Below are 23303 nucleotides of genomic sequence, written 5' to 3'. Positions count from 1 at the left end.
ACGGTTATGAAGAGGGTTGCACACGGGGAGCCGGTTCAACCTAAGAGGACGGTATTGAATTCTGATAAGCCTCCTCGCCCCCCGGTTTCTTGAGGATCCCGCGCCAAAGCCCGTTGGCAGCACGACTATACCCAAGAGAAGATCGCAGTCCGTCTTGGGCTTCATTACTCTGCCGTGAGCTGGATCGAGCCTTCGGAACGGGCGGCGACCGAATCGCCGTCGGTCAATTTGTCGGGCGGATAAACGATCACCGCTTCCCCTTGCGACAGTCCGGAAAGCACCTCGGCCGCGATACCATTGTTGCGGTCGATTCCAACTTTTCGCAGACGAGCTCTGTTATCCTCCACGACAAAGGTCATCCAGTCGTTGCCGCGCCGAAAAAGCGCTCCGGTCGGAACCTGCAGAACATCGTCGCCGCGCCAGATGACGATGCGCCCCTCGACGCGAAAACGGTCGCCGAGTTCGCGGCCGGGCGGCGGAGAATCCAGAATATCGACTCGCACCTTGACGCGCTGTTCCTCGACGCCGAGCGCCGATACTTTCGTAAAGCCGCCCCGTTCCACAAGACTCACCCGTCCGCGCAAAGGCGTTTCGTCGCCCCATTGCTCGATCGATACCTCCGCGCCCGGCTCGACCGCCACGGCGTCACTGGAGAGCAACTCGATTTCCGTTTCGAGGTCCCGCGGATCGCCGATCTCCATGATGGGCGCGCCAGCCGCGATGACACGGGCATTCTCTTCGTAAACGTTGAGGACGTACCCATCGATCGGGGCAATGATACGGATCGAGCCGGATCCGTCCGCTTCGGAGGATGTGGCCTGTTGGAGCCTGGCGCGCGCTTGCACGACTTCGAACTCGGCCGCGCGCAGGGCAAACTCGGCGGAGTTGAGGTCACGCGTGAGGATTGCAACCTTGTTGTCGGCGGCGTCCCATTCCTGCCGGGCGATGGCGCCTTGGTGAAATAGTGCATCGAGGCGTGCAAAGTCTTTCTTTGAGAGCTCGAGCGCGGCCTTGGCGCGTCCTACTTCGGACCGGCGTTGCATTCCGGTCGCCTCTGTGGATTGCACGCGCGCCTCCGCCTCGGCGCGCGTTCGCGGATCCAGAAACCCGGAAGCTTCAGCCTGAATGGTCGCCAGAACCGTCTGGCCGGCCCGGATCGGAGCGCCGGCGCGAAGCTCCACACGGTGGAGATATCCGCCGACGGGCGGCGAGATTACATAGCGATGGCGGATGCGCGTTTTGCCTTCTTCGAGGACGCTGACCGTGAGTGGTCCCCGCGTGACCGAGGCGGTCTCCACTTGGATCGGCTTGGGCCATAACCCCGCGACGACAGCGGAAAGGAACAAGGCGAGGAACACGTATAAAAGGAATCTTCGCCAAAGACCACGGTTGGCCCGACGCGGCTTGGATTCACGACTGTTCATGGATGCTTGCCTGTCTGAGTTCATCATTCCCTGGCCTTAAGGACTCCAAGTAGGTCAAGTTTGCGTATGCGCCGGCTGACGACGGCGAAAGATAATCCCGAGGAAAGCAGAACGATCAACACGGAAGTGGCGTACGTCCGTGAAGTCAGAATCAACGGGAATCGTATCGTTTCCGTGCCGGAGACTTCCAGGATCCATTTCGCCAACCGGGCGCCCAACAGGAGCCCGAATGGGATCGCGATGATGGTAAGCAGGACAAGCTCGCCGATCAACACAGCGGCGACCTCGCGGTTCGTGAAACCGACAACGCGCAATGTGGCGAGATCGCGGCTGCGTTCCGAGAGCGCGATGCGCGCGCCGTTGTAAACTACGCCGAACGCCACGATGACAGCAAAACTGAAGTAGATTGCCTGAATCGTACCCATCATCTCGGCCAGCGTCTCATCGAAGCCGGCGCGCAAGGCTTCGGTGATCGTGAGCGCCCCGATTCGGGATGACCTTTTCACCTCGGCGAGAAAGTCGTCCCAACGGGCCCGATCGACCGACAAATGCGCCCCGTTGATCGTGCCGCCTTCGCGCATCAGGCGGCGCAGGGCGTTGATCTCCATGTAGGCGCCGACCCCGGAGAAATCGGTGATCGTGCCGGTCAGGGGCGCCTCGATCACGGGCCGCCGACCTTCCTGCACCTCGATGCGAAGACTGTCACCCGGGGTCGCGTCGAGTACCTTCGCCAGCTCTTCGGAAAGCAGGAGGCCCGTGAGAGGTAAAGCGGCCGGCACACCCCGTTGATCCAGCAGGCGGTTCAGCCGAACCTCACGGGGGAGACCGGTGACGGCGACGCGATGCTCACGATGGCCATGCCGAAGCCTCGCCGCTACGGCTCGAAATGGTTCGGCGCTAAACACTCCGGGGAGATGTTGCATGGCGCTGAAAGCGCTCGCCGAGCCCGGCTCGATCAGGCCGACAGTGACATCCTGCCGTTGGGCCAAGCGCCATTGGAAATCCATCACGTAGGCAATGCCGTCGCGGAAAGAACCCGGGACGATGGGAATTGCGGTTGCAAACGCCAGGCCAACCGTAGTGAAAAATGCTTGCCACGGCTTGCGCTCGATATTACGGAGCGCCATGCGAAAGGCGGGAGATACCAGCTTCTGGAGTCCGAGACGTTCGAGCACCGCGGGCTTGAACTGCGCCGGCGGCTCCGGACGCATCCCCTCGGCCGGCGGGAGCTTCATGGCCTGCCGGACAGCGCCGAAAACGCCCAGGAAGGAGGCGGCCGCCGCCGCCGCGAGCGCAACGAAGATGGCCGGCCAGTCGGGCCGAAAGACGAGTGAGGGGAAACGGTAAAACTCGTGATAGAGTTCAACCACTTGGCCGCCCAGCAAGAATCCGAGAATTCCCCCAACCGAGGTCGCGGCCGCGACAACCACCAGAACGAATTTCAGGTAATGCAGCCCGACCTCGCCTGAAGAATAGCCGAAAGCTTTTAGCTGAGCGATCTGCTCGCGCTGGGTGCGAATAAGTCGCGTGAGAGCGGCGCTCGTCATGAACGCGGCGATACTCAGAAAAATCGCCGGGAATGCAAGGGCGCTCACACGAAGTCCCTTGATCTCGTCATCCACCAGCCGGGCCGAAGCGTGGTCCGTTCGATCGTAGGCCACGCGCCCGCCGTAAGGTTCGAGCAGGCGATCGAGTTCCGCCAACACGGCCCGGGTATCGGTGCCCGGCGCCAGGTCAACAACTACATTGTTAAAGGCGCCATCCAGATCGAACGCGTCGGCGAGTTCCCGTTCGTTCATCCAGAAGACGCCGAAGCGGCGGTGATCGGGTAACGCTTCGCCGGCGCGCGACTCGAACACAAACTCCGGTGACAGGGCGACGCCGACGATGCGCACCCGTTCGCGGCTGCCATAGATGGTCGCGTCGATGGTGTCGCCCGGCTTAAACCCGTGGGCGTCAGCGAAGGCTTCGCTTACCACGACCTCGTCGCGGCTGCCGATCTCGGGTAGGCGCCCCGTGCGCAGGTGAAGCAAGTTCAATTGCTGAGGACGGTCATCCGGCAGCGAAACAATTATGCCATCGGCCGGTTCCCGCATGCCGGGCAGGTCGAGCACAAGCGCGCCGTTGACTCGCGTATCGACGGCCGCGACCCCTGAAATCTCCGCGAGTCGGGTGTGCAGGGAATTCGGCGCCCGCTTCAGGTCGCAAAAGACGTCGGCAAACCGGTAGTCGATGTAATAGACGTCGCACGTGGATTCGAGGGAGAGAATCAGGCTGCGCGCCATGATCATCACGGCAAGCCCGCATACCATGACCAATCCGACGGCAATCATCTGGCCTTTCATTTTGCCGAGGTCGCGGAAGAGTTTTCGATCGAGCGGGCGCATGACGGCCTACCATTCGAGAGTGCGCACCGGGCGACGTTCGAGGTTCCGGTGGATCTGAGTGATCCGGCCGCTGGAAAGGTGAATCACCCGGTCCGCCATCTCGGCGATGACGGCATTGTGCGTAATGACCACGGCAAGGGTTCCGAGTTCGCGGTTCACCCGTTCGATGGCCCCGAGTACGGTGATGCCCGTTTTCACGTCCAGCGCGCCGGTCGGCTCATCGCACAGAAGGACCTCGGGGCGCTTCGCTATGGCGCGGGCGATGGCGACCCGCTGCTGCTCGCCACCGGAGAGCTGCGATGGGAAATGGTCCATTCGGTCGCCCAGGTCCATCAGGTCCAAGGCCTCTTCCGGCGACATGGGATTCCTGGCGATGTCGGTGATAAGCGCCACGTTTTCGCGAGCCGTGAGGCTGGGGATGAGATTGTAGAATTGGAAGATGAAACCGACGGTATCGCGCCGAAACCGCGTCAGTTCCTTCTCGTCAGCCCCGGTGATATCCCTGCCGCGATAGGAGAGAGTTCCGTCCGTCGGCACATCGAGTCCGCCCAAAATGTTGAGCAGTGTCGATTTTCCGCTGCCGGACGGCCCAAGCAGGACGACGAGTTCTCCTTCATATAGGTCCAGATCAACGCCGTTCAGCGCACGCACCTCGACGTCACCACCGGTGCGGTACACCTTTTCCAGGCGACCGGCGTGGAAAAGGGGTATTCCGTCGGTTGCCTCAGACGATGACGCGGCTTCGGGCATGCTCATTTTCCATGTCTATTGAATCCAAGTCTTTCAGTGACGTGCTTCGGATGAGGTGGTCGACATGCGGCAATAATGATCCCTTATGCGTATTCGGTCAACAGTCATTTGCGCCCTGGGAATTCCGGGCTCATTCCGAGGGTTCAAAAACAAGAAAATTCCAATGGCAAGTCTTGATCCGGGTTTCGTTACTGCTTATCAAGATATGTATTAAATTTTGATCACGATTGTATTATGCTCCCAGCCGGGTGACGAAGATATCGATACTCATCGAGAACCCGCCGTCTCTATTCTGATACACTTTGGAGGAGACCATCTTGACGTTTGAGGTCATTTTACTGCTCACGATTGTGGCCGCGGCACTGGTTCTGTTTATCGACGGCCGGCTGCGTGTGGATGTGGTGGGATTGTTGGTGCTGTCGGCCCTTGCATTGACGGGTTTGGTCAGTGCTCAAGAGGCGTTGGCCGGCTTCAGCAGTCCCGCAGTGGTCACGGTGTGGGCCTTGTTCATCCTGTCCGCGGGGCTGACGCGCACCGGTATCGCCCATCTGCTCGGACAACCGTTACAGCGCTTCACAAAAGGCAGCGAAGCCATGCTCATGGTTGCCTTGATGGTTACCGCCAGTCTGCTGTCGGCGCTGATCAACACCGTGACGGTCGCCGCCATTCTACTGCCATCAACGTTGGAGCTGGCCCGGCGCAGCGGGCGCTCACCCTCCCGGCTCCTCATGCCGTTGGCGCTGGGCGCCCTCCTTGGCGGTCCATTTACCGGAATCTCCACCCCTCCCAACATCCTGGTGACCGACGCAGTCCGCAATGCAGGCCTGCGCCCCTTCAGCCTCTTTGACTTCACGCCGATCACCGCGGCTATCGTTGCGGCCGGTATCGGCTTCATGGTGCTCATCGGGCGTCGCCTGCTCCCCAGTCGGTCCGCGAGTCCGGACGCCGGCGCCCGTCTGGCGCTTGGCGCTTCCTACCAGCTCGACACGCACATCTTCACCATCCGCATCCCAACGGGGTCGCCGCTCGACGGCCGCACACTCGCCGAGAGCCGGCTGGGCTCGGCTCTTTATCTGACCGTGCTGGCGCTCCAGCGCAAGGGCGTGCTGATACTCGCTCCCGGTCCGGACGACGTCCTGAAGTCAGGAGACACGCTCATCGCGCATGGTAGTCCCGACCACGTGAAGCGCTATTATGCCAGCCAGCACCTCCGGGTCGAGTCTTCCGACCTTGTCCCGAGCCTGTTCCCCAAATGTCTGGAGGTGGCCGAGGGGCTCGTCGCCGAACCTTCGCCCCTGCTCGGATCCACGCTGGCGGAGAGCGGCTTGCGGAGGAAGCATCGCGTTCATGTAATGGCGCTCCACTGTCCAATCGAAGGCAAAGTCGAGGATCTGCGGCGGCATCGGATCGTGGCCGGCGAGCGTCTGCTGATGCAGGGGGAACGGGCCGCATTGGAAGAGTTGTCGCGCACGGGGTTTGTCAAAGAACTGCGCTTCGTGGCCGCGGATCAGCTGAAGGCGCTTGCCGGTGACGGTATCGAGCTGCTGCCGGTGCGCGTTCCACCGGGATCGGTATTGGTCGGGCATGATCTGGTCGAAAGCCGTTTGGGAAACGCATTCGGCCTGACCGTGATAGGTCTTGTACGCGGGGATGAACTGCTGTGCATGCCTTCGCCGAATGAAAAAGTGCAGGCCGGCGATCTACTCGTGCTGCAGGGTTCGCCCCCCGATCTCGAGGTCATGGAAGGTCTCCAAGATCTGGAGTTCGCAGAACAATCCTCCAGCCTGGTTGCCGAACTGGAGTCACAACAAATCGGCGTAACGGAAGTTCTGCTCTCACCACGGACCACTCTCGCGGGACGAACCCTTGCCGAGTTGCTTTTCCGCGAGCGCTACGGCATCAGCGTCCTCGCCATCTGGCGCATGGGCCGTCCCCATCGCACCGGCCTTCAGGACACGCCTTTGCAGTTCGGCGATGGCCTGCTGGTTTATGGACAGCGCCGCAACATCGAGGCCTTGGCCCGCGATCCCGACTTTCTCGTGCTGGACGAGGCCGCCGGGCGGGCGCCGCGCCTGGAGAAAGCCCGTATCGCCGTTGTCATCATGCTGGCGGTCCTTCTGAGCGCTATACTCGGCCTTGTTCCAATTGCCATTGCCGCCCTTACCGGAGCGGCGCTGATGGTGCTTCTCGGATGCTTGAGCATGGAGGAAGCCTATCGGGCCATTGAGTGGAAGGTCGTGTTCCTTATTGCCGGTATGCTGCCGCTGGGAGCCGCCATCGAACACACGGGGGCGGCGCAGATGGGGGCAGCCGCCCTGATCGCCGCAGTCGGTGATCTCGGCCCTCGCTGGGTTGTTGCCGCTCTCTTTGTCGTGACCGTGCTCGGCACGCAAATCATCCCCACGGCAGCCCTGGTGGTGTTGATGGCTCCGGTGGCGCTCAGCACCGCCGGCGCCTTGGGGATGTCGCCGCACTTGCTGATGATGACCGTGGCAATCTCGGCCTCGTCGAGCTTTGCCGGCCCACTGTCACACCCTGCCCATCTGCTCGTCATGGGCCCCGGCGGCTACCGCTTCATCGACTACGTGAAAGTGGGCGTGCCCATTACGATCATCTCTCTGCTCGTGTCGGTGGGATTGCTGCCCGTCCTGTGGCCACCCTACGGATAGATGGAAAGTGAAGAATCAAATAATCAGGCATGACTCCGGTTCTTGAGGCATCGAGATTGTTACGTCGGGACCTCTTATTTGCGGCGGCGTAAACACGCATCCCCGCACAAACTTTATCATTTAGTTGATACCACAAGGCCGGCAGAAAGGCTGAATCTTGCCTGACTTCGATATGCCCGATCGGGTTCCGCACCGATGCATGAAAAAATGTGGGGTTAATCCTTAACGCGTTACGAGAATCCCAAATGATAAAGGGGTGGCTATGGCACACAACATTCCCGGAAACCTCTTGACGACCGCCATGGCCGTGATGCCGCACACCGACGTAGCGCGCGCCCTCGAGGCGGCCCTGTCGTTGGACGTTCCTTTCTGGCCGCAACTGCCCAACTACAGTTACCATGAGGATATGTATGTACAAGCGGCCGAACATTTCCCCGGCATCATCTTGGATATGGACAAACGGACCCTGCGTTTTTCCGTGGATAAGTTCGCGGAGGAGTTGGAAGACACGCTGCTGCGCTTTGACGATCCGACCTATTTCGACGTCAGCGAAACCTATTCGGCCGTGTACCACCGATTTCTGGCCATGGACCTAAAGGACAGGCCTGCCATTCGGGGGCAACTGGAGGGACCGATCAGTTTCGGGTTCAACATCCTGGACCAGGATGAACGCCCCATTCTCTTCGATGACACCGTACGGCCGTTTATGCTTGATTTCATGGCCAAACGATTAAACGTTCAATTGGCGCGGCTTAAACAGCGCAATGACCACGCCTTCATGTTTGTGGATGAACCGGGATTGCAGTTTCTGTTTTCAGCCATGTCCGGATACGACAACTTGAAGGCCAAGGGCGACCTGGACCAATTCTTCGCCCACGTGGACCGGCCCCGGGGTATTCACCTGTGCGGCAACCCGGATTGGGATTTCCTGCTGAGCATGGACCTGGACGTGCTCTCCCTGGACGTGTTTACCAACGCGGAGATTTTCGCCTCCTACGCCATCGCCATTCGAAAATTTCTTGACCGGGGCGGCGTCATCGTCTGGGGTATCGTGCCCACTGGTTTCGAGGCGTTCGCCCGGGAGGAGATCCCCTCTCTGGTCCGGCGTCTCGAAAGCGTTTGGAAAATCCTTTGGTCCAAGGGTATCGATCGGGAACAACTCATAGCCCGCTGCATGCTTTCCCCAGCCACGTGCTGCCTGGTAAACCCCGACAGGGAACGTACTGTGGAACGCGCTTTCGCTGCGGTGAACCGGATGGCGGACGTGTTGAGGGCCAAATATCAATAGCGAGATCGATGCGGTGCATGGGGGTTATTGCAGCTTTAAAATAGCGGTCGGTATAACGCCTGCCGCAACTGAATGAGGCGGCCCGGGTCTGAGCCGCCATTCCATACCGGGTCAGTCCGAAAGCGACGCCCAATTCCTTCAAAACGTAAAAACTTTTCGGCTTCCATGGCAACTTCGTATAAATCATCCATCCAACCAATCGGGCACGCACCTGATCCCACCAGACCGTGGGATTTCATACAGACCCCTCAGAGATAAAAATCGCCCTCGAACTTATTCATTTCCCCCATCACATCAAAATGCTCGTTTCCCGCCTGTTCAAAAAGGACACCCTTTCCGAGCATGAACACGCTGACCCCGTCGCCCTTTTTCACGGCCACGTTAGCAAGCCGCATCGCATTGAAGATCGTTTCGCCATCATCGGTGGAAATGATAAACAAGGTTTTCATTGTTATACCCCATTATAGCTTTTGAAATGAAAAGGGTTCCATTTTGCTTTTATCCCTTGCCACATCAAGGGGCATCCAATCGGCTTAAAATCCGATCCTCCGTTCTTGCGCGGCGGCGAAATGCGCCGGCTCCGTCAGGCCGAGGATGATTCGGCTTCCGCTGTCTTAGCCAAAACCGCACGACGGCGATGAGGCAAGGCGCTGATCAGCGCCATGAACAGGGTGGCTGCATAAGGCACGGACTGGACGATCAGCACAGCCACCCACAGATGCATGTCCAGGCTTTGCATGACTTGCAGCGACCCTATCGTCACCGCAGCGCTGAGTAAGGCGCCAAGCAGCAGAATTTCTTCCACGGAAACGGCCAGGGATTTCATCAGAACCGATGCTTTGGCCATTTTGGGCGTTCGGAAGAACGGTTTGCCTCGGGTTACAAGGCCTGCCAGCATGGCCTTGGCAATAGTGTGGGAAAGGGCGAGGCCGGCGATGGCCGCGGCCAGCGTTTGCCCTATGGAAGATCCGACGCGTGTTCGATACAGGTAGAATAACTTACCGACTTTGAAGGCAAAAAGCGACAAGGGCAAGAGCGAAAAGATCACCAGGGGAGGATCGATATGCTTGGGATCGACAATCATGGCCAGGGACCAGCACAGGGCGGCCAGGATGAACAGCAGGTTGGCGCCATCCGCCAGCCACGGCAGCCATCCGGCAATGAAGTGATAGCGCTGACCGGACGTCAGCCGGCTCTTCCTGGAGGACAGCAGGTAGGACATATGCCGCCGCAAGATTTGAACGGCGCCATAGGCCCAGCGGTAACGTTGTTTTTTATAGTCGGTAAAGGTATCGGGCATCAACCCGCGACCGTACGAATGGACGACGTAAGAGGCCTCGCACCCCTTTTCAAAGATGCGCAGTCCAAGCTCCGCGTCTTCGGTGATACACCATTCGGCCCATCCGCCAAGGTCGCTCAAGACCGACCGGCGGATCAAGGTCATGGTGCCGTGCTGGATGATGGCGTTGCGTTCATTACGGGTGACCATTCCGATGAAGAAAAAGCCTCGGTATTCGGCGTAGCACATGTTCTTGAAAGCGCTCTCTGCCGCATCCCTGTAATCCTGAGGAGCCTGGACGATACCCATGTTCGGGTCTTTGAATTGCGGGACAAGGTCTCTGAGCCAGTTTGCATCCACGACATAGTCGCTGTCGATCACCGCAATAACCTGCGCAAGGTCATCCGTTCGGGCCAGCGCGTAATTTAGCGCACCGGCTTTGAAGCCCGACAGTGGATCAACATGAAAAAAACGAAAACGCGAGCCAAGCTGTTGGCAATGGGCCTGCACCGGCTGCCAGACTTGTGGGTCCTTGGTGTTGTTGTCCACGACAAGAACTTCAAAGCGCGGGTAATCCAAGCCGGCCAGAGCATCAAGGGTTTCCTTCACCATGTCCGGCGGTTCGTTATAAATGGGAACATGGATGGAAACCATCGGCAGGTCCTCGGCAGCCATCTCCACGGGTCTGAACGACCTCCGCCAGCGGATAATCCAGCGAGCCTCGGCCCATTCATGCGCTTCGGTGAGCAACACCACGACGACGCCAATCATACCGCTCATCATCACCAATCCCACCAGAACGGTGCCCAGTGTCAGGTACTGGTGGGCATAGTCGTAGACCACCCACACCGCCCCGGAGGCGGCCGAAAACACCACTATTCCCAAAAAGCCTCGCCCGCGCTTGCCGAGCGTCTGACTGTCGATGAGAAGGATCGCGAAGGTAATGACTGCGACCAGAACGGAAACGAAGGCGAGGATATACCAGTTCGCAATGGGCACAATTGGATCGGTAAAAGGGAACTTCTCTTTGCGGTCAACGTCGTAAACCCCCCAGTACGCTCCCACCGAGCCCTCCGTGTCTTTTTTCCACGGCTGGTCAAAGGCTTCCATGACGTAGTAAATGTACTTCTCCTGCTGGGCCCGATCCAGGAATCGCCTCAGGAAGATGGCCTGGTTGGCCGTTGACGCCACGGCCAACTGCCTGGTTCTGCCGTTACTGGGCCAACCGACTTCAGCGATGACGATGGGTTTGTCCGGAAAGAGCTCTTTCAACAGAGCGATCTTTTCAACGATGTAGTCCACGGCGGCATCAATGTGAACCCCTTCCCAGTATGGCAGCATATGTACGGCCACGTAGTCTACATGTTCGGCGAGTTCAGGGTATTCGATCCACACATGCCACGGCTCGGCCGTGCTGACCGGAATATCAAGCTTCTTATTCGCCTTTTCCAGATACTCGATGAGCGTTTCGACAGGTAGATCGCCACGAAGAATGGCCTCATTTCCAATGACGACCCTCACGATGTTGGTGTTCTTATTGGCCATCTGAAGCAAGGTCTGAAGATCCGCTTCATTGCGCTCAAGGTCGGCGTCAATCCAGATCCCCAAGGCCACATTGATACCGTATTTTCGCGCCAACTCGGGTATCTTGACCAGAACGTCCTCAACCGTGTAGGTCCGAATCGCATAGGTTTTACCCTGGAGCACGGCCAAGTCGGCTTCAATTTGACTTTCAGAGGGGTATTTCTCCTCGAGAGGACCCTGGCCGGCTTGAAAGGGCGAGAAGGAAAATCCCTGTATGCGAGGGGGCCAAGGAGGTTCCTGCTCAGGACGATTGACCAAAGCCCACAAGCTCACGCATAGGATGGCGATGGCAACCGCAATGATCACACTAGAGGTTTTCATGTTGGAAACGATCCTTGATGCTGGGGGGTGTTGCCTTCCGAAGATATTACAGGAAGCACCTCATCTGCAAGTGCAGCCCGTGTCCGTCCGTTATTCGAAAAAAATGGCATAGTTACATATCTGCTAATGAATCTCCACCCATGAATGGGGTGGCTTGATAGCGGCCATGAAGGATACGGCTCCATTCTTACAAGGTTTTATTTCGTCCTTGTTTACCTAGCGTGTCGGCGCACCTACGGACGGACTTTTTCCGTCCGGGTGGACGGTGAGTCGGACGCCGTATCTCGCGTCGTTTGACCGCCCTACCCTGTCCGAAGATTTCTCAAACGGGGAAATAGTGCTATGCGCGAATATTGTCAAGAGAATGTGATGCCGGGAACCGACCATTTTGCCCATTCCATTCCTCATCGAACAGGAAAGACCTCCACCCGACTTCGAACCGCCTCGGAACCATCGGGGCGGCCGTCCCGGTCACCATGAATCGGATCCCCGATGGGGCCGCAAATATGGAGCGAAGACTTCGTGTCCGTTTCAATATTGGACTGGAGAAAGTCAGAGGCAAGCGCTATGCTAATAATTTTGGGCGACAGGTACTCCGGCGAGCGCCCGTAAGAAGTTGGCGAAGCGGTTAAAGCCGACTCAACCGACTTCGAGCCAAAAGGTCCGACGGTGAAAGATATAGTGCAGTCAAAATGCCATTCCATGCTTTACCGATGTAACCAATGATCCTGTATCCGCCCGACATGCAGAAAGCGCCTACACCGAAAACACTCAAACCGCCTTTTCGATCAATTCCACCTGCGCTCCGCAAAAGGAACCCGGAATACTCGATGTCGGCTGCAACTGCAGAGAGGTAATACTCTGTTGCAGGCAGGGCTCCTTCTCGTCGGCTGCGCATTTCCGCAGCATTGGGAACCAAGCGGTTTCTTTCAAGAAGCGATGAGAGCTAGCGCAGCGAATGATATAGATGAGGAGTCAGAAGCGCTGACTGTCCATGATCGGCATGACAAGGAGGGGATAAGACAAGATGGCAATTACGGGACTTCTCATTCTTGGGTTGGCACTGCTTTATTTCGGAGCTGAATGGCTTGTGAGGGGTAGTTCAAAACTTGCGCTTCGTTTCAAAGTACCTTCTCTTGTAATCGGCTTGACCATTGTAGCCTTTGGTACAAGCACGCCGGAGCTTGTCGTAAGCCTAAAGGCCGGACTTGATGGGTTGGGCGATATTTCTGTTGGTAATGTAGTTGGTTCAAATATATTCAATATAGCGGTTATTCTTGGGCTATCAGCGCTCGTTAGGCCTTTAAGAGTCCACCTGAAAGTCTTGCGCATTGACACCTCTATCATGATAGGGGTGTCAGTTTTGCTCTGTGTTCTGCTGCAGGACAATTTCATCGATCGATCTGAAGGACTTGTACTATTCGTTGGTATAACTCTGTATACACTTTTTACTATATATATCGGTAAGAAGTATGGGCAAATGTATGGCTCCGCTGCCTCCGAAGCGCTCCAAGTCCGAGTCGTTGGGTCGGTGACTTCTGACATCTTGACCATCATTCTCGGACTTGCATGTCTCGTTATCGGTTCCCGCTGCTTTGTCGAGGGAGCAGTAGCTCTTGCAAGCGCGCTCGGGGTTTCACAGGCGGTGATAGGTCTGACCATTGTCGCGGCGGGTACCAGCTTCCCGGAGTTGGCTACATCCATTGTCGCGGCCGGACGAAAAGAAGAGGATATCGCCATTGGCAACATTATCGGGTCCAACATATTCAATATCCTTGCCATTCTCGGACTGTCAGCCATGATAGCCCCCCTTCGCTCCGATGGAATTGGACGGATGGACCTGGCATTCATGATGACAACGGCCGTCTTGCTCTTCCCGTTCATGTGGACAAAGTATGAATTAAACAGGATTGAAGCCACTGTATTCCTGCTGATTTATGCAGTCTACGTCTACTTGTTGTGGCCGAAATGAGCAGCGGACCTGAATGACGAAGCGAACAACGCCGAAACACCCGGATAGGAACCACAGCGCGCGGAAGCGGTAATGTCATTGTAAAGCCAAAATCGTATTCCTTGTTGCGTCGCTGAATCGTCTATTCTATAGCGAGACACCCATATACAGATTCCTATACATGCTGTTTTTCTATTGAAACACCATTTGCCGGATGACACCTGCCGCAGCGCCCGCAGGCACGACATAGTGGATGGGAACGTGAAATTTCTGAAGGAGAAATAACGAGATCCCAGCGGATGCCAAGGCGAAGACGTCGACGCTGCCGTTGGGCAAAATCACTTTATACCCAAACCAGACCGCCAGGTTGAACACTACACCCACCACCGCTGCAGTAACGCCGGTTAGCGCCGCCTGAAGTCGCTGATTGCCGGCCATGGCCTCGATAAAGGGCGCGCCGGCAAAGATAAAGAAAAAGCAGGGCAGAAACGTGACGTACGTGGTAATCAGAGCACCGAGGATGCCCGACGTCAAAGGATTCAGTCCTTCCGGCAGGTTCCAAGCCCCAATAAACCCCACATACTGAGTGACCATAATGAGCGGACCGGGTGTCGACTCTGCCAGGCCCAGGCCGATGAGCATCTGTTGAACAGTAAGCCAGCCGTTGGTCACGGCCACATCGGAGATGTAAGTCAGAACGGCGTAAGCACCGCCGAAGGTGACAAAGGCGGCTTTCGTGAAAAACAAACCGATCTGCGTCAGGGTATCGCCTCCGCCTCGCCACATCCATAGGACGCTCACCGGGATAGCCCACAACATGAGGCAGACGGCAAAGACCCTTGCGACATGGCCGAAGGATGGCCGGGTGTTGTTTTGTCCCGTGGAAGATTCCAATTCAGCATGGCATTCTCGGGCTTGCGTGTCAAATTGGCCTTTACAGAAAATCTGCGGCAACCATTGCCGCACGAGCAGACCGCTGAGCGCCGCTGCGGCCACGATATAGGGAAACGGCACTTTGAAAAAATAAATGGTGACAAAGGCCAAGGCGGCAAAGACATATAGTACCCAGTGCTTGAGCGCCTTTTTCCCGATGTGCAGCACCGCTTCGATCACCACGGCCACCACCACCGGTTGGATCCCGTAAAAGGCAGCCGCCACGGCCGGCGCCTCGATATGGGCCACAGCCAGGTAGCTGAGCAGGAGCATGACGAAGATGGACGGAATGACGAACAGGGAACCGGCAGCGATGCCGCCCCATGTGCCGTGCAGGCGCCAGCCGATGTAGGTGGCCAGTTGCTGGGCTTCGGGCCCGGGCAACAGCATGCAGAAATTGAGCGCCCGCAGGAACTGGTTTTCGCCGATCCAGCGCCGCCGTTCCACCACCTCCTGGTGCATGATGGCGATCTGACCGGCCGGGCCGCCGAAGCTGATGAAGCCCAGCTTGGTCCAGAATTTCACAGCGTCCCTGAATGTGATCGTCGTCGACGGCGCTGGATTGGATTGAACGTTCATTGATCCTCCTTGGACTTTGTGCTGTTCCATGTTTTAAGGGTTATTTGTGCCTGCAATAGAGATTGTGCCGTGCCGCGTTCCAGGAATAAACCGTTGAAAAGGGTTACCGAATCGGCTTTGGTCCACAGTCCGACATAGCCATCCAGATCACGGTCGGCCGTGTATTCCAGCAACAGGTTATCCTCGAGGAAAGCCCGAATGTGGTGATCGGCCGTTTCCACGCGCAGCCGGTGCCACTGGCCACTGGATATGGGAGTTTCTACATTTGACCGTTCGATACGCTTGCCGTTTCTGAATTCGAACAAGATCGCGTTGTCCTCCAGGGCGTTGATGCGAAACACAAAGTAGTTGCCCCAGTCGCGGATGGCGAAAGCCAGCCCGCCGGCTTGGTCGATGTATCCGGATAGCGGTTTTACCATGACCCGAGCCATGCCTTCGGCCATACTGCTTTCCTTGGCGATGGCCAGAGGGAAGTAATAGTAGGCTCCGATGTTGTCCAGGAGTTCCTGGTACCGTTTGCCCATGACCCGAGCCATGGCCTGGGAGACGCCGGCGGAGATCCAAGAGCCGAAATTGGAACCATCCTGCAGCACCCCCTGCTCCATGTCCGGTTTGCCGGTTTTCCAATTTCCGGTGATCAGGTGAAAGTCTTTTGGCCCGTCTTCTCGTTCTCGCTCAAGGATGTCGTACTTGCCTTGGAAAAAGGCGTCGGCCAACGAGACCACCTGCTCCGGACTGTTCAGCGCCATGTCCAGCAACCTGCTGGTACCCAGCAGACGACCCAACTGGTCGAGAGCCTCCTCCATGCCGGCTTGGTCCAACCGTGCCATGCTCGCCTCGATCAAATCCCCTTTGACGCTGGCTTCAAAACCAAGGCGCTTGAGCACGGCGGCCATGTACTGAATCCGCAGGGTGCGTCCGAAATACGCGCCCGCGCCGCCCGCGAACTGGAGATTGACATAGTTATGCTCCGTATCCGTCCCGCACAGGGCGTCCACCGTGGCGAAATGATAGCCGAAGCGCGCGCTCAGGTTCATGTAATCGGCCGAGACGATGGCATAGCTGGCCTCACCCAGGCGGCCTTGCTGAGGCATGGCCCCTCCCGCCATCAGGGACATGAAGTTGTGAGCGCCCACGGCGATGGTGCTCGTCCAGTTGACGCACGGATGGGAAAGCCCCCGCCACAAGGCGCGGAAGGGCGCGCTCACCACATCGTGGGCGTTGATTTCATCGCAGGTGGTCAACCCCCGGCGAAGTCCGTGCCCCAGATCAAGGACATAAAGCTGGATGGGAATGCTCACCTTGAGGCGCATCGCGGCGCGCAGTCGTCCCGTTGATTCACCGAAACGGAACATCTCGCGCACGGACATCTCATGGCAGTAGCGGATGATATCGTGAACCGTCCGGCATCCTTCCTGAGTGAATTGGGGTGAATCGGGCGCGGTCAGGTTCAAGGGCGAAGTCAGGTCCAGTAGGCGCTGCAGCCTCAGGTGCATCGGGCTGGCGAAGATGGGGCGTTTCACCGGCCGCATGCCGCGCGTCAGTTCCTCCACAACGCCTCGGTATACCCGCGCCTTGCTAGCCCATAGGGTGATTTGTTGGCCATCCTTGAGGGTCGCGGTGGCGGTTTGGGTGTCAAAGAGCGCCGGCACGCCAAACTCGCGGGCAACCGAGGCCAGGTGGCTGGCGACGCTGCCGATATCGGTGATGATTCCTTTTGCCTTGCCGATCCATGGGGTAATGGATGTGGATGCCGTGCAGGCCACCAGGATAGTGTCGGGGTCAAGCCTCGGGATGGGATCGTCCGTCTCCGTGTTTTTCAAGATCAGCACCCGGCCAGCCACAACGCCGCCTGCGGCGCACTTGCCGCCTTCGATGACCATGGGATGGCCTGGATAATCGTGGGCGGGCTCGGGTCCTTGATCGGCTGTTTCTTCGATCACCAGCAACGGGCGGGCTTGCAGTAGAAATAGACGATTTGAGCCATCAAGCGCCCATTCGATATCCAAGGGGCGTTGGAAGTGATTTTCCAGCAGCTTGGCGGAATCCCATAGTTCTCGTAGAGATTCCGCCTCGGAGGAGGCATCTACGGGAGATCGGTCTGCAATCCCAATCCCGCCCATGTCCAGAATCCTGAATTCGTTCTTGTCGATCCGGTATGTACGCTGCGGGGAGGCGTCGCCGCCCACCAAGGCATCGCCGAGACCGTGGACTGCGCTGATCCTAATGCTGTCTTGATCGGTGCCTATGGAATCGGCGGTGTATAAAACGCCGCTCAAACGCGGTTGGATCATTTCGAGCACCAGCACAGCCATGGGGGTTTCGCGATCGTCCACGCCGTGGTGCAAGCGGTAGGAAAGCGCCGAGGCGGAATACTTGCTAGCCACCACCTGTTTGTAGGCCTCGGCCAAATCCGACACTGGCACGTTCAGGACCGAAGTGTATTGCCCCGCGAAGGAGATTTCGCTGTCCTCGCCGATGGCGCTGCTGCGCACCGCCAGACGCAGATTGGACCATGTCCCGTTCGTAAGGTTACCAGCGGCTTCTTCCATCGCCGCGTGAATCGTTGCCGGAAGCGGGCTTTCCATGATTCGGGCGCGGATCTTACTGCCGATGGCCTCCAGGGCCGCTGGATCGTCGGCAGACAGTTCCGCCAAGGCTTCATCGATATACGCGGCAAGGCCGGTTTCGATTAAAAACAGCCGGTAGGCGGTGGTGGTTATGGCAAACCCATTGGGTGTCGGCAGGGCCAGCTCCCGCCGCATGCGCGCCAAATTGGCGGCCTTGGCGCCCACGGCCCGATCATGATCTTCCTCAATCCCGTCGATGGGCATGGTTAGGGCCTCCGTTGTCGGAGGGATATCCGCCTTAAGTTCATCCTTGGAATAATGACGAAGGCCCTCCAACATCCCTGACAGGCGCTCATACGTCTTGCCGGATACGCCCGACAGGGATTGCACCATGGCATCGACCTCGGAGAACAGTTGATTACGCTTTCGCTCCACGAACTGGATGGTGAAGGGCCGGTTGTCATAGTACATTTGCTCGAGATCGGCCATCAGGGTGAGTGCCGCGCGGTTGTTGGCTAGCAGCGCCCTAAAGTGCCGATATCGGCCAACCTGCTCCGGGTCCATGTCCGGCAGCGGCAGGCAGGCATCGCCAGTTTTTTGGCTTTTGAAAAATGTCACCATGGTAGTTTCCCCCCTTTTCTCTAAATTCGGACGGAGAAACACCTCCACCCCGAACCTTTAAATGCGGCGCCCATAAACGGTTGCTCAATCCGCCCCGATCAGTATATTAACTGCACCCCAATGTAGGATAGGAGTTCAGCACCATCTCCTTCGGAATCATGAATGCTTCTTCCCACGGACATGGGCAAGGCCAGATGTTTGCTAACCTGCCATACGGCGCCGAGATTGGTTACCAGTTCATGTTCATTGAAATCACTGAGGGCATTCCCGGCCAGTTCTCCCACGAGCTTGAACCGATCGGATATTTCATAGCTCAGAGCAAGACCGCAGAGCCATTCATTCCTATTGTGTTCTATGAAAGCGTACCCCAGGTCCAAATTTAGGCCAACTGGTCCAAATCCCTTTGCCGCCTGGAAAGGAATAGCAAAACTGGTTCCTTTATCCACAAGTCCGCGGTCATCTGATGAGGAGCCAGGTGTATTGAACTCAAGCTTCGGATAGAAGGAAACGGAAAAACCATCGGTTTTTTCACCGAGAAACCGCCACTTAACACCCAATGAAGAGTTTCCAATGCCGTTCTTTGTGCTATCCCCTTCTTCGTGAAGAATGATCCAGGGGATTTCGAATTTGAGCTGGACGTGATCTCCCCAGCCGTAATTGACATCAAGGATCGGCGCCTCAAAACGAGTTTCCGAATCCCGTCTTTCCATGGCAAAGGCAAAATTGATTTCCCAGTTGCCATCTCCAGGAGTGCCCGGATCGTCGGTTATGAGCGGAGGCCCGGCCAACGCCGGGCTTGCAACCGAGGCCAGTGCAATCATAATCGAACAAACGGTGATAAAAAACCGGCGCATTCCAATATCCTCACTTTATCTTGATTGCGAGAGTTGCACTATTGACTTCGGTCTGGTCATCCGAAAAAGACCCGCCGTTATACCGGTTGAGGTCGTAAATCAGGCGGGCCTTAACAGTATATTCGCCCGGTTTCAGGCTCGGCGCCCAGGAAAGAACGCGCTCCTCTCCCGCGAGGATGATCGGCTCATGGGGCCCCTGGGCATCGGCCTGCATGGCGGCGATGCTGTCTGGACGCGTTTTGTCTTCCTCCAGATATTTCTTGTCATCCGGCCTGGGTCCATACCAGGGGGCGAACATCCACTCCCTCTGCTCGATACGCTTGCCATCTTGACCCAAGAGCTCCACGTTCATGTAAATGGCACGGCGGTTCGAACCTGTCGGCACCGAATGGCCGGCGCCGATGTTGATGACATGGAGCGTCAAAGTCGGCTTCCCTTCATAGGGTTGGCTGATCGCCATGCTGAGAGCGCTGGTGATTCGCTGTTTGGAACGGCCGCCTGTCCAGAGATGCCGTGCAACAACCCGTTCGGGATTGTCAAAATCCTCCGCCACCTTGCGCACGGTCCGAGGCATGTGGCAGTCATTGCAATGCTGCCTGCCAAGAGCAGGTTTGTGGAAATCCTCACGCCACTCGAGGAAAGTCTGTGTCTGCTTTCCGACCACCCGTTTTCCCATGCTGTGACAGTAGGCGCACATGGCCGAGGTTTGAATAGCGGGATCAGTCACCGTTTCATGAGGGGCTTCGACGCTATAAGGCCCTCTGATCTTTCCTTCCGGGGTGAGGTGGCAACTGGCGCAGGTTAGGCCCCCTGCCTCTTCCCCTTTCGGGCGTCCAGTCGGTTTGGTCATCTCCGGGACGTTCATGTCGGGGATAGCAAAGGGCTCCGGGAAGTGGCAGACGTTGCACGACCTGCCTTCTTCTTCGGATTCACGGGCGTGGACAGGGAACGGCTCGATTCCAGCGAAAGCATGGGCTGTCGCGGTAGCCGACACAGTAGCGGGTAACGTAAGTTTCGCACCTTCCGCAGTCGGCAGCGAAGTCGGCAAGTAGCGAATGTCGCTTCCGAAGCCAAAGGCGAATTCGCGGTAAATCGCCTGGTGGCATTCCCCGCAAGTTTCGGATGATGTGGCTGTTCCCTCGGGAAACGTCAGGTCCTTCGCAAATCCCAAAGAAAAAAGAGGAACTCCCATCAGTGCTGCTGTGATGACAAAAACAAGGGCTGGTTTTGCTTCATGTTTCATAACTTCCTCCTCAAGTTGAAGATAAGGCTGAAAAAACGCTTTTATGGATTGAATTCATTCAACTGTTTATGTTGTTTCCGAACTGTCATTTTGAGACTCCTTGTTTTTTGTGGGTACTGGGATATCGCGGCCGAAAATCGCAAACCCCGTCGTGCCGATGATCCCGAAAACGAACGCCGCTATCAGGTTTGTTTGAGGGCTGATTTGCCACAAGAACGCGCCGCCCAGGGCGGCCAGGGAAACAAAAACGTCCCGGATCAGATAGTATAGGCCGAACATTCCCGCTTTACAGTGATCCGGAGACAAATCCATGATCAGCGCCTTACGGGTGGGCTCTCCGAACTCCTTTAGCCCCCTTAAAATAAAGGCCGCAACGAGCCACTCGAAGCTACGACTAAACAACAGCACCATGGGAAAGAGGGTGAAGAAGACAAAGGTCATCAGCACAAAAGGCTTCTTGGCGCCGCGGTCGGCGAGATAGGCCACCGGAATGTAGACGAGCACTGCCGTGGTCATTTCGATGGTGGTCAGCAGGCCGAACTGAACGGCCGATACCGAATCCGTGATGGTCTTCATGCACCAGACCACCACGAAAGCATAGGGGATCTGCTCGCAAAACCGCACCAGGATATCGGTCACCAGCAGGCCTTTCATGGCCGGGTTCATCAGGCGCAGCAGTTTCAGCGGGTTTTTTTCCGGTGTGAGAGCGCAGGTGTCGGATGTGGAACGCTTGTCCCGAGTATCATCTTCGATCATCCGCTGCTGTAGGAGCAGCGCGGCCACGGCCATGACCAGGGCCACGCCAAAGGCCAGGCGGACCCCGTCCCGCTCGCCCCAGACACTGATGAAGACACCGCCGAGCAGGGGGCCGAGGGCCATGGGAATGCGCCGCACCAGCGAGTGCATGCTGACTCCCATGGTGCGCTTGTTTTGAGGCAGCGCCTTGTACATCAAGCTCATGGTGGCCGGAAGGGATATGGCCGACCAGGAAATGAAAAGCATCGCTCCGATGAGCACCGCCTGCCAGGAAGGCGCCAGGATCACCAGGGCAAAGCCGACCATGGCCACCAGGTTAAAAATCAAAAGCGACCGTTTGGCGCCGATGCGGTCGGACAGGTAGCCGCCGGGAAAGGAGTAAAGGGCCGACAGCAGGTTGTCCATGGCCTGAAGCAACCCGATGACCAGCACACCACCCCCTATAGCCAGCATGTAGATGGGCAGAAAACGCTCGGCCATGCGCTCGCCCATGCCCACCAGCACCACCATGACCAGCACACCGACCGTGCTTCGCTTCAGGCCGAGAAAGCCGGCAAGCCGTGAGGCCCGTGAATTCATGGTCTCTATGGTTGCCATGACGCGTTCCTTTAGGATTCTCTCCTGGCGACATCCAGGCGGCACCAGGTATACAAGGCGTCGTAGACCTCAAACTGCTTTTCGATATTTTCCAGGTCATTCGGAAAGCGCAGACTGTAGCCCACGGCGATAGCTTCAAAACCGGCCGCCAGGGGATCGGCGCCCAGGCGGCCGGTGTCCGCCGCGTTGATCACTTTGGCCATGCGCAGCAGGGCCGTATCGGTAAGTTGGTAATCCTCGATTATCGCATCGAAGGTGCAGCGGTCCTCCCGGTGGTGCAGCTCGGCTCCCTCAGTGTCAAAGGGAATCGCGCCGGTCTTTTCGGCGATTTGCATTACCTTGCTTTTCGGCACGAACAGAAACTCGGCATCCGTGTCGATAAACCGGGCGATCAGCCAAGGGCACGCCACCCGGTCGACGTGGACACGGGATCGGGTTATCCATTTCATTGGGCGTTCTCCTATTGTTTCTAAGCTCCGAACTCAGAAGGTTATTCCCTCTTTTGCCGTTGATAATAGGCGTACAGATTGTCAAACAGGCGAAACCCTTCCGTCATTCGCTCATCATCGTCCGGATGCGCGGCCACCAAGCCGGTCAGAAGGGCGTTAAATCCGTAGGTTTCGCTGCGGCCAAACTTTCCGTCCTTCAAGTCGATGTCGTGTACCACTTCAGCCAAAGGGCCCATGGCGTGGTCTTGAATCTGAAGACGTTGGACCATAACCTCGAAGGTGCAGCGGTCTCCCTCGTGGGTGTACTCCCCGTCGTACATGTCAAAACGGACCTCGTTGGGCTTGGGTGCGTAATGAGGACCAGGAACGAATTTGAATGCTGCCGTGTTGTCCACGAATCGACGGATCAGCCAGCCACAAGCGATACGGTCGACAAACAGATTGCAGCGGGTCACCCAAGTCTTTCCCATCAGGTCGCCGATACCCTCATTAACCGTGTTGTTGGCGGATGGTTGTCTGGTCAGGAGATTTCCCAACTCCTTAAGCTGCAATTCCGCCGTGGCGCGCTCCGGGGTCCGGAAAAAATCGATGGCGGCCATTTCGTCCAACCGTCGCTGCAATTTGGCAAGCTGAGCCGGTCCTCTGGTCGCAGGGTCCCTGGGGTCGCTCTCTCCGGAAGACCATTCGGCGAGCAGCGCGTTGGCCTCCTGGATCAGCTTTTCGTAGTCCGACTTGCGCGCGTTGTGGAACAGGGCGAGGATCTGTTCGTCCGAGAGCCCCTCGACAAACCGCGCCTCTGAGATGGAGCCATCCCCGCCGCCCTCGACAATCTCCTTGAGCGTCCAGCTCAAATCCTCCCTTGATTGCTCGGAAAACGGCATAACGTAGACCGATTGCTTGATCGCGACGGCCCCCACCTGCTGAAGGCGCCTCCATATTTTCACGCGAAGGGCGTCTGGTTTGGGGGGGATTTGATGAATGAACAGCAGCCATGTGGTCGGATGGGCAGATGCCATGGTTATCTCCTAAACAATTGTAACATACATAA

The 23303-nt window shown here is 57.4% G+C and carries 16 protein-coding genes; 3 read left to right on the top strand and 13 right to left on the bottom strand.

Features of this window, described 5'->3' with window-relative positions; translation table 11 throughout:
* Positions 1-164: 164 nt before the first annotated feature.
* The 3 genes from HY788_11210 to HY788_11200 are packed head-to-tail and all read right to left on the bottom strand — an operon-like array spanning position 165 to position 4561.
* Positions 165-1424 carry an HlyD family efflux transporter periplasmic adaptor subunit gene (locus tag HY788_11210; GenBank protein MBI4774730.1) on the bottom strand — a complete coding sequence of 420 codons (1260 nt, stop codon included), beginning with the start codon at positions 1422-1424 and terminating at the stop codon, positions 165-167.
* A 23-nt stretch (positions 1425-1447) separates the two neighbouring features.
* Positions 1448-3811, bottom strand: coding sequence for an ABC transporter permease (locus HY788_11205; GenBank protein ID MBI4774729.1), 2364 nt, complete (start codon positions 3809-3811; stop codon positions 1448-1450).
* A gap of 6 nt (positions 3812-3817) precedes the next feature.
* Entirely contained in the window at positions 3818-4561 is a 744-nt protein-coding gene (locus tag HY788_11200; GenBank protein MBI4774728.1) for an ABC transporter ATP-binding protein, read from the bottom strand.
* Positions 4562-4878: 317 nt separating this feature from the next.
* Between HY788_11200 and HY788_11195 the strand changes: the two genes are divergently transcribed.
* Positions 4879-7230 carry an anion permease gene (locus tag HY788_11195; protein MBI4774727.1) on the top strand — a complete coding sequence of 784 codons (2352 nt, stop codon included), beginning with the start codon at positions 4879-4881 and terminating at the stop codon, positions 7228-7230.
* Between the two features lie 262 nt (positions 7231-7492).
* Positions 7493-8518: a hypothetical protein gene (locus tag HY788_11190; protein MBI4774726.1), complete on the top strand. Its 1026-nt coding sequence runs from the start codon at positions 7493-7495 to the stop codon at positions 8516-8518.
* Between the two features lie 248 nt (positions 8519-8766).
* Here the strand turns inward: HY788_11190 and HY788_11185 are convergent, their stop codons facing one another.
* The 3 genes from HY788_11185 to HY788_11175 form a co-directional block, all read right to left on the bottom strand.
* Positions 8767-8967 carry a hypothetical protein gene (locus tag HY788_11185; protein ID MBI4774725.1) on the bottom strand — a complete coding sequence of 67 codons (201 nt, stop codon included), beginning with the start codon at positions 8965-8967 and terminating at the stop codon, positions 8767-8769.
* Between the two features lie 134 nt (positions 8968-9101).
* Positions 9102-11702 carry a glycosyltransferase gene (locus HY788_11180; protein ID MBI4774724.1) on the bottom strand — a complete coding sequence of 867 codons (2601 nt, stop codon included), beginning with the start codon at positions 11700-11702 and terminating at the stop codon, positions 9102-9104.
* A gap of 771 nt (positions 11703-12473) precedes the next feature.
* Positions 12474-12611 (bottom strand): hypothetical protein, encoded by a 138-nt coding sequence (locus HY788_11175; protein MBI4774723.1) that lies wholly within the window; start codon positions 12609-12611, stop codon positions 12474-12476.
* Between the two features lie 118 nt (positions 12612-12729).
* Here HY788_11175 and HY788_11170 point away from each other — a divergent pair, with 118 nt between their 5' ends.
* Positions 12730-13674, top strand: a complete 945-nt coding sequence (locus HY788_11170) for a calcium/sodium antiporter (GenBank protein ID MBI4774722.1) — start codon at positions 12730-12732, stop codon at positions 13672-13674.
* Positions 13675-13845: 171 nt separating this feature from the next.
* Here the strand turns inward: HY788_11170 and chrA are convergent, their stop codons facing one another.
* From chrA to HY788_11135, 7 genes are all read right to left on the bottom strand, one after another.
* A complete protein-coding gene (gene chrA, locus HY788_11165) occupies positions 13846-15195 on the bottom strand; it encodes a chromate efflux transporter (protein ID MBI4774721.1) in 1350 nt (449 codons plus the stop codon).
* Complete coding sequence (locus tag HY788_11160) at positions 15162-18356, bottom strand: pyruvate, phosphate dikinase (protein ID MBI4774720.1); 3195 nt, start codon at positions 18354-18356, stop codon at positions 15162-15164. Before HY788_11160 ends, chrA begins: the two co-directional genes overlap by 34 nt.
* A gap of 98 nt (positions 18357-18454) precedes the next feature.
* Positions 18455-19210 carry a transporter gene (locus HY788_11155; GenBank protein MBI4774719.1) on the bottom strand — a complete coding sequence of 252 codons (756 nt, stop codon included), beginning with the start codon at positions 19208-19210 and terminating at the stop codon, positions 18455-18457.
* A 10-nt stretch (positions 19211-19220) separates the two neighbouring features.
* Positions 19221-20453: a hypothetical protein gene (locus tag HY788_11150; protein ID MBI4774718.1), complete on the bottom strand. Its 1233-nt coding sequence runs from the start codon at positions 20451-20453 to the stop codon at positions 19221-19223.
* A 66-nt stretch (positions 20454-20519) separates the two neighbouring features.
* Positions 20520-21788 (bottom strand): MFS transporter, encoded by a 1269-nt coding sequence (locus tag HY788_11145; protein ID MBI4774717.1) that lies wholly within the window; start codon positions 21786-21788, stop codon positions 20520-20522.
* A 29-nt stretch (positions 21789-21817) separates the two neighbouring features.
* Complete coding sequence (locus tag HY788_11140; GenBank protein ID MBI4774716.1) at positions 21818-22255, bottom strand: chromate resistance protein; 438 nt, start codon at positions 22253-22255, stop codon at positions 21818-21820.
* A 41-nt stretch (positions 22256-22296) separates the two neighbouring features.
* Entirely contained in the window at positions 22297-23271 is a 975-nt protein-coding gene (locus HY788_11135) for a chromate resistance protein (protein ID MBI4774715.1), read from the bottom strand.
* Between the last annotated feature and the right edge of the window lie 32 nt (positions 23272-23303).

Source organism: Deltaproteobacteria bacterium, assembly GCA_016208165.1.
GTDB lineage: Bacteria > Desulfobacterota > Desulfarculia > JACQYL01 > JACQYL01 > JACQYL01.
The sequence above is the reverse complement of the archived record's forward strand: the minus strand, read 5'-3'. Positions and strand labels throughout refer to the sequence as shown.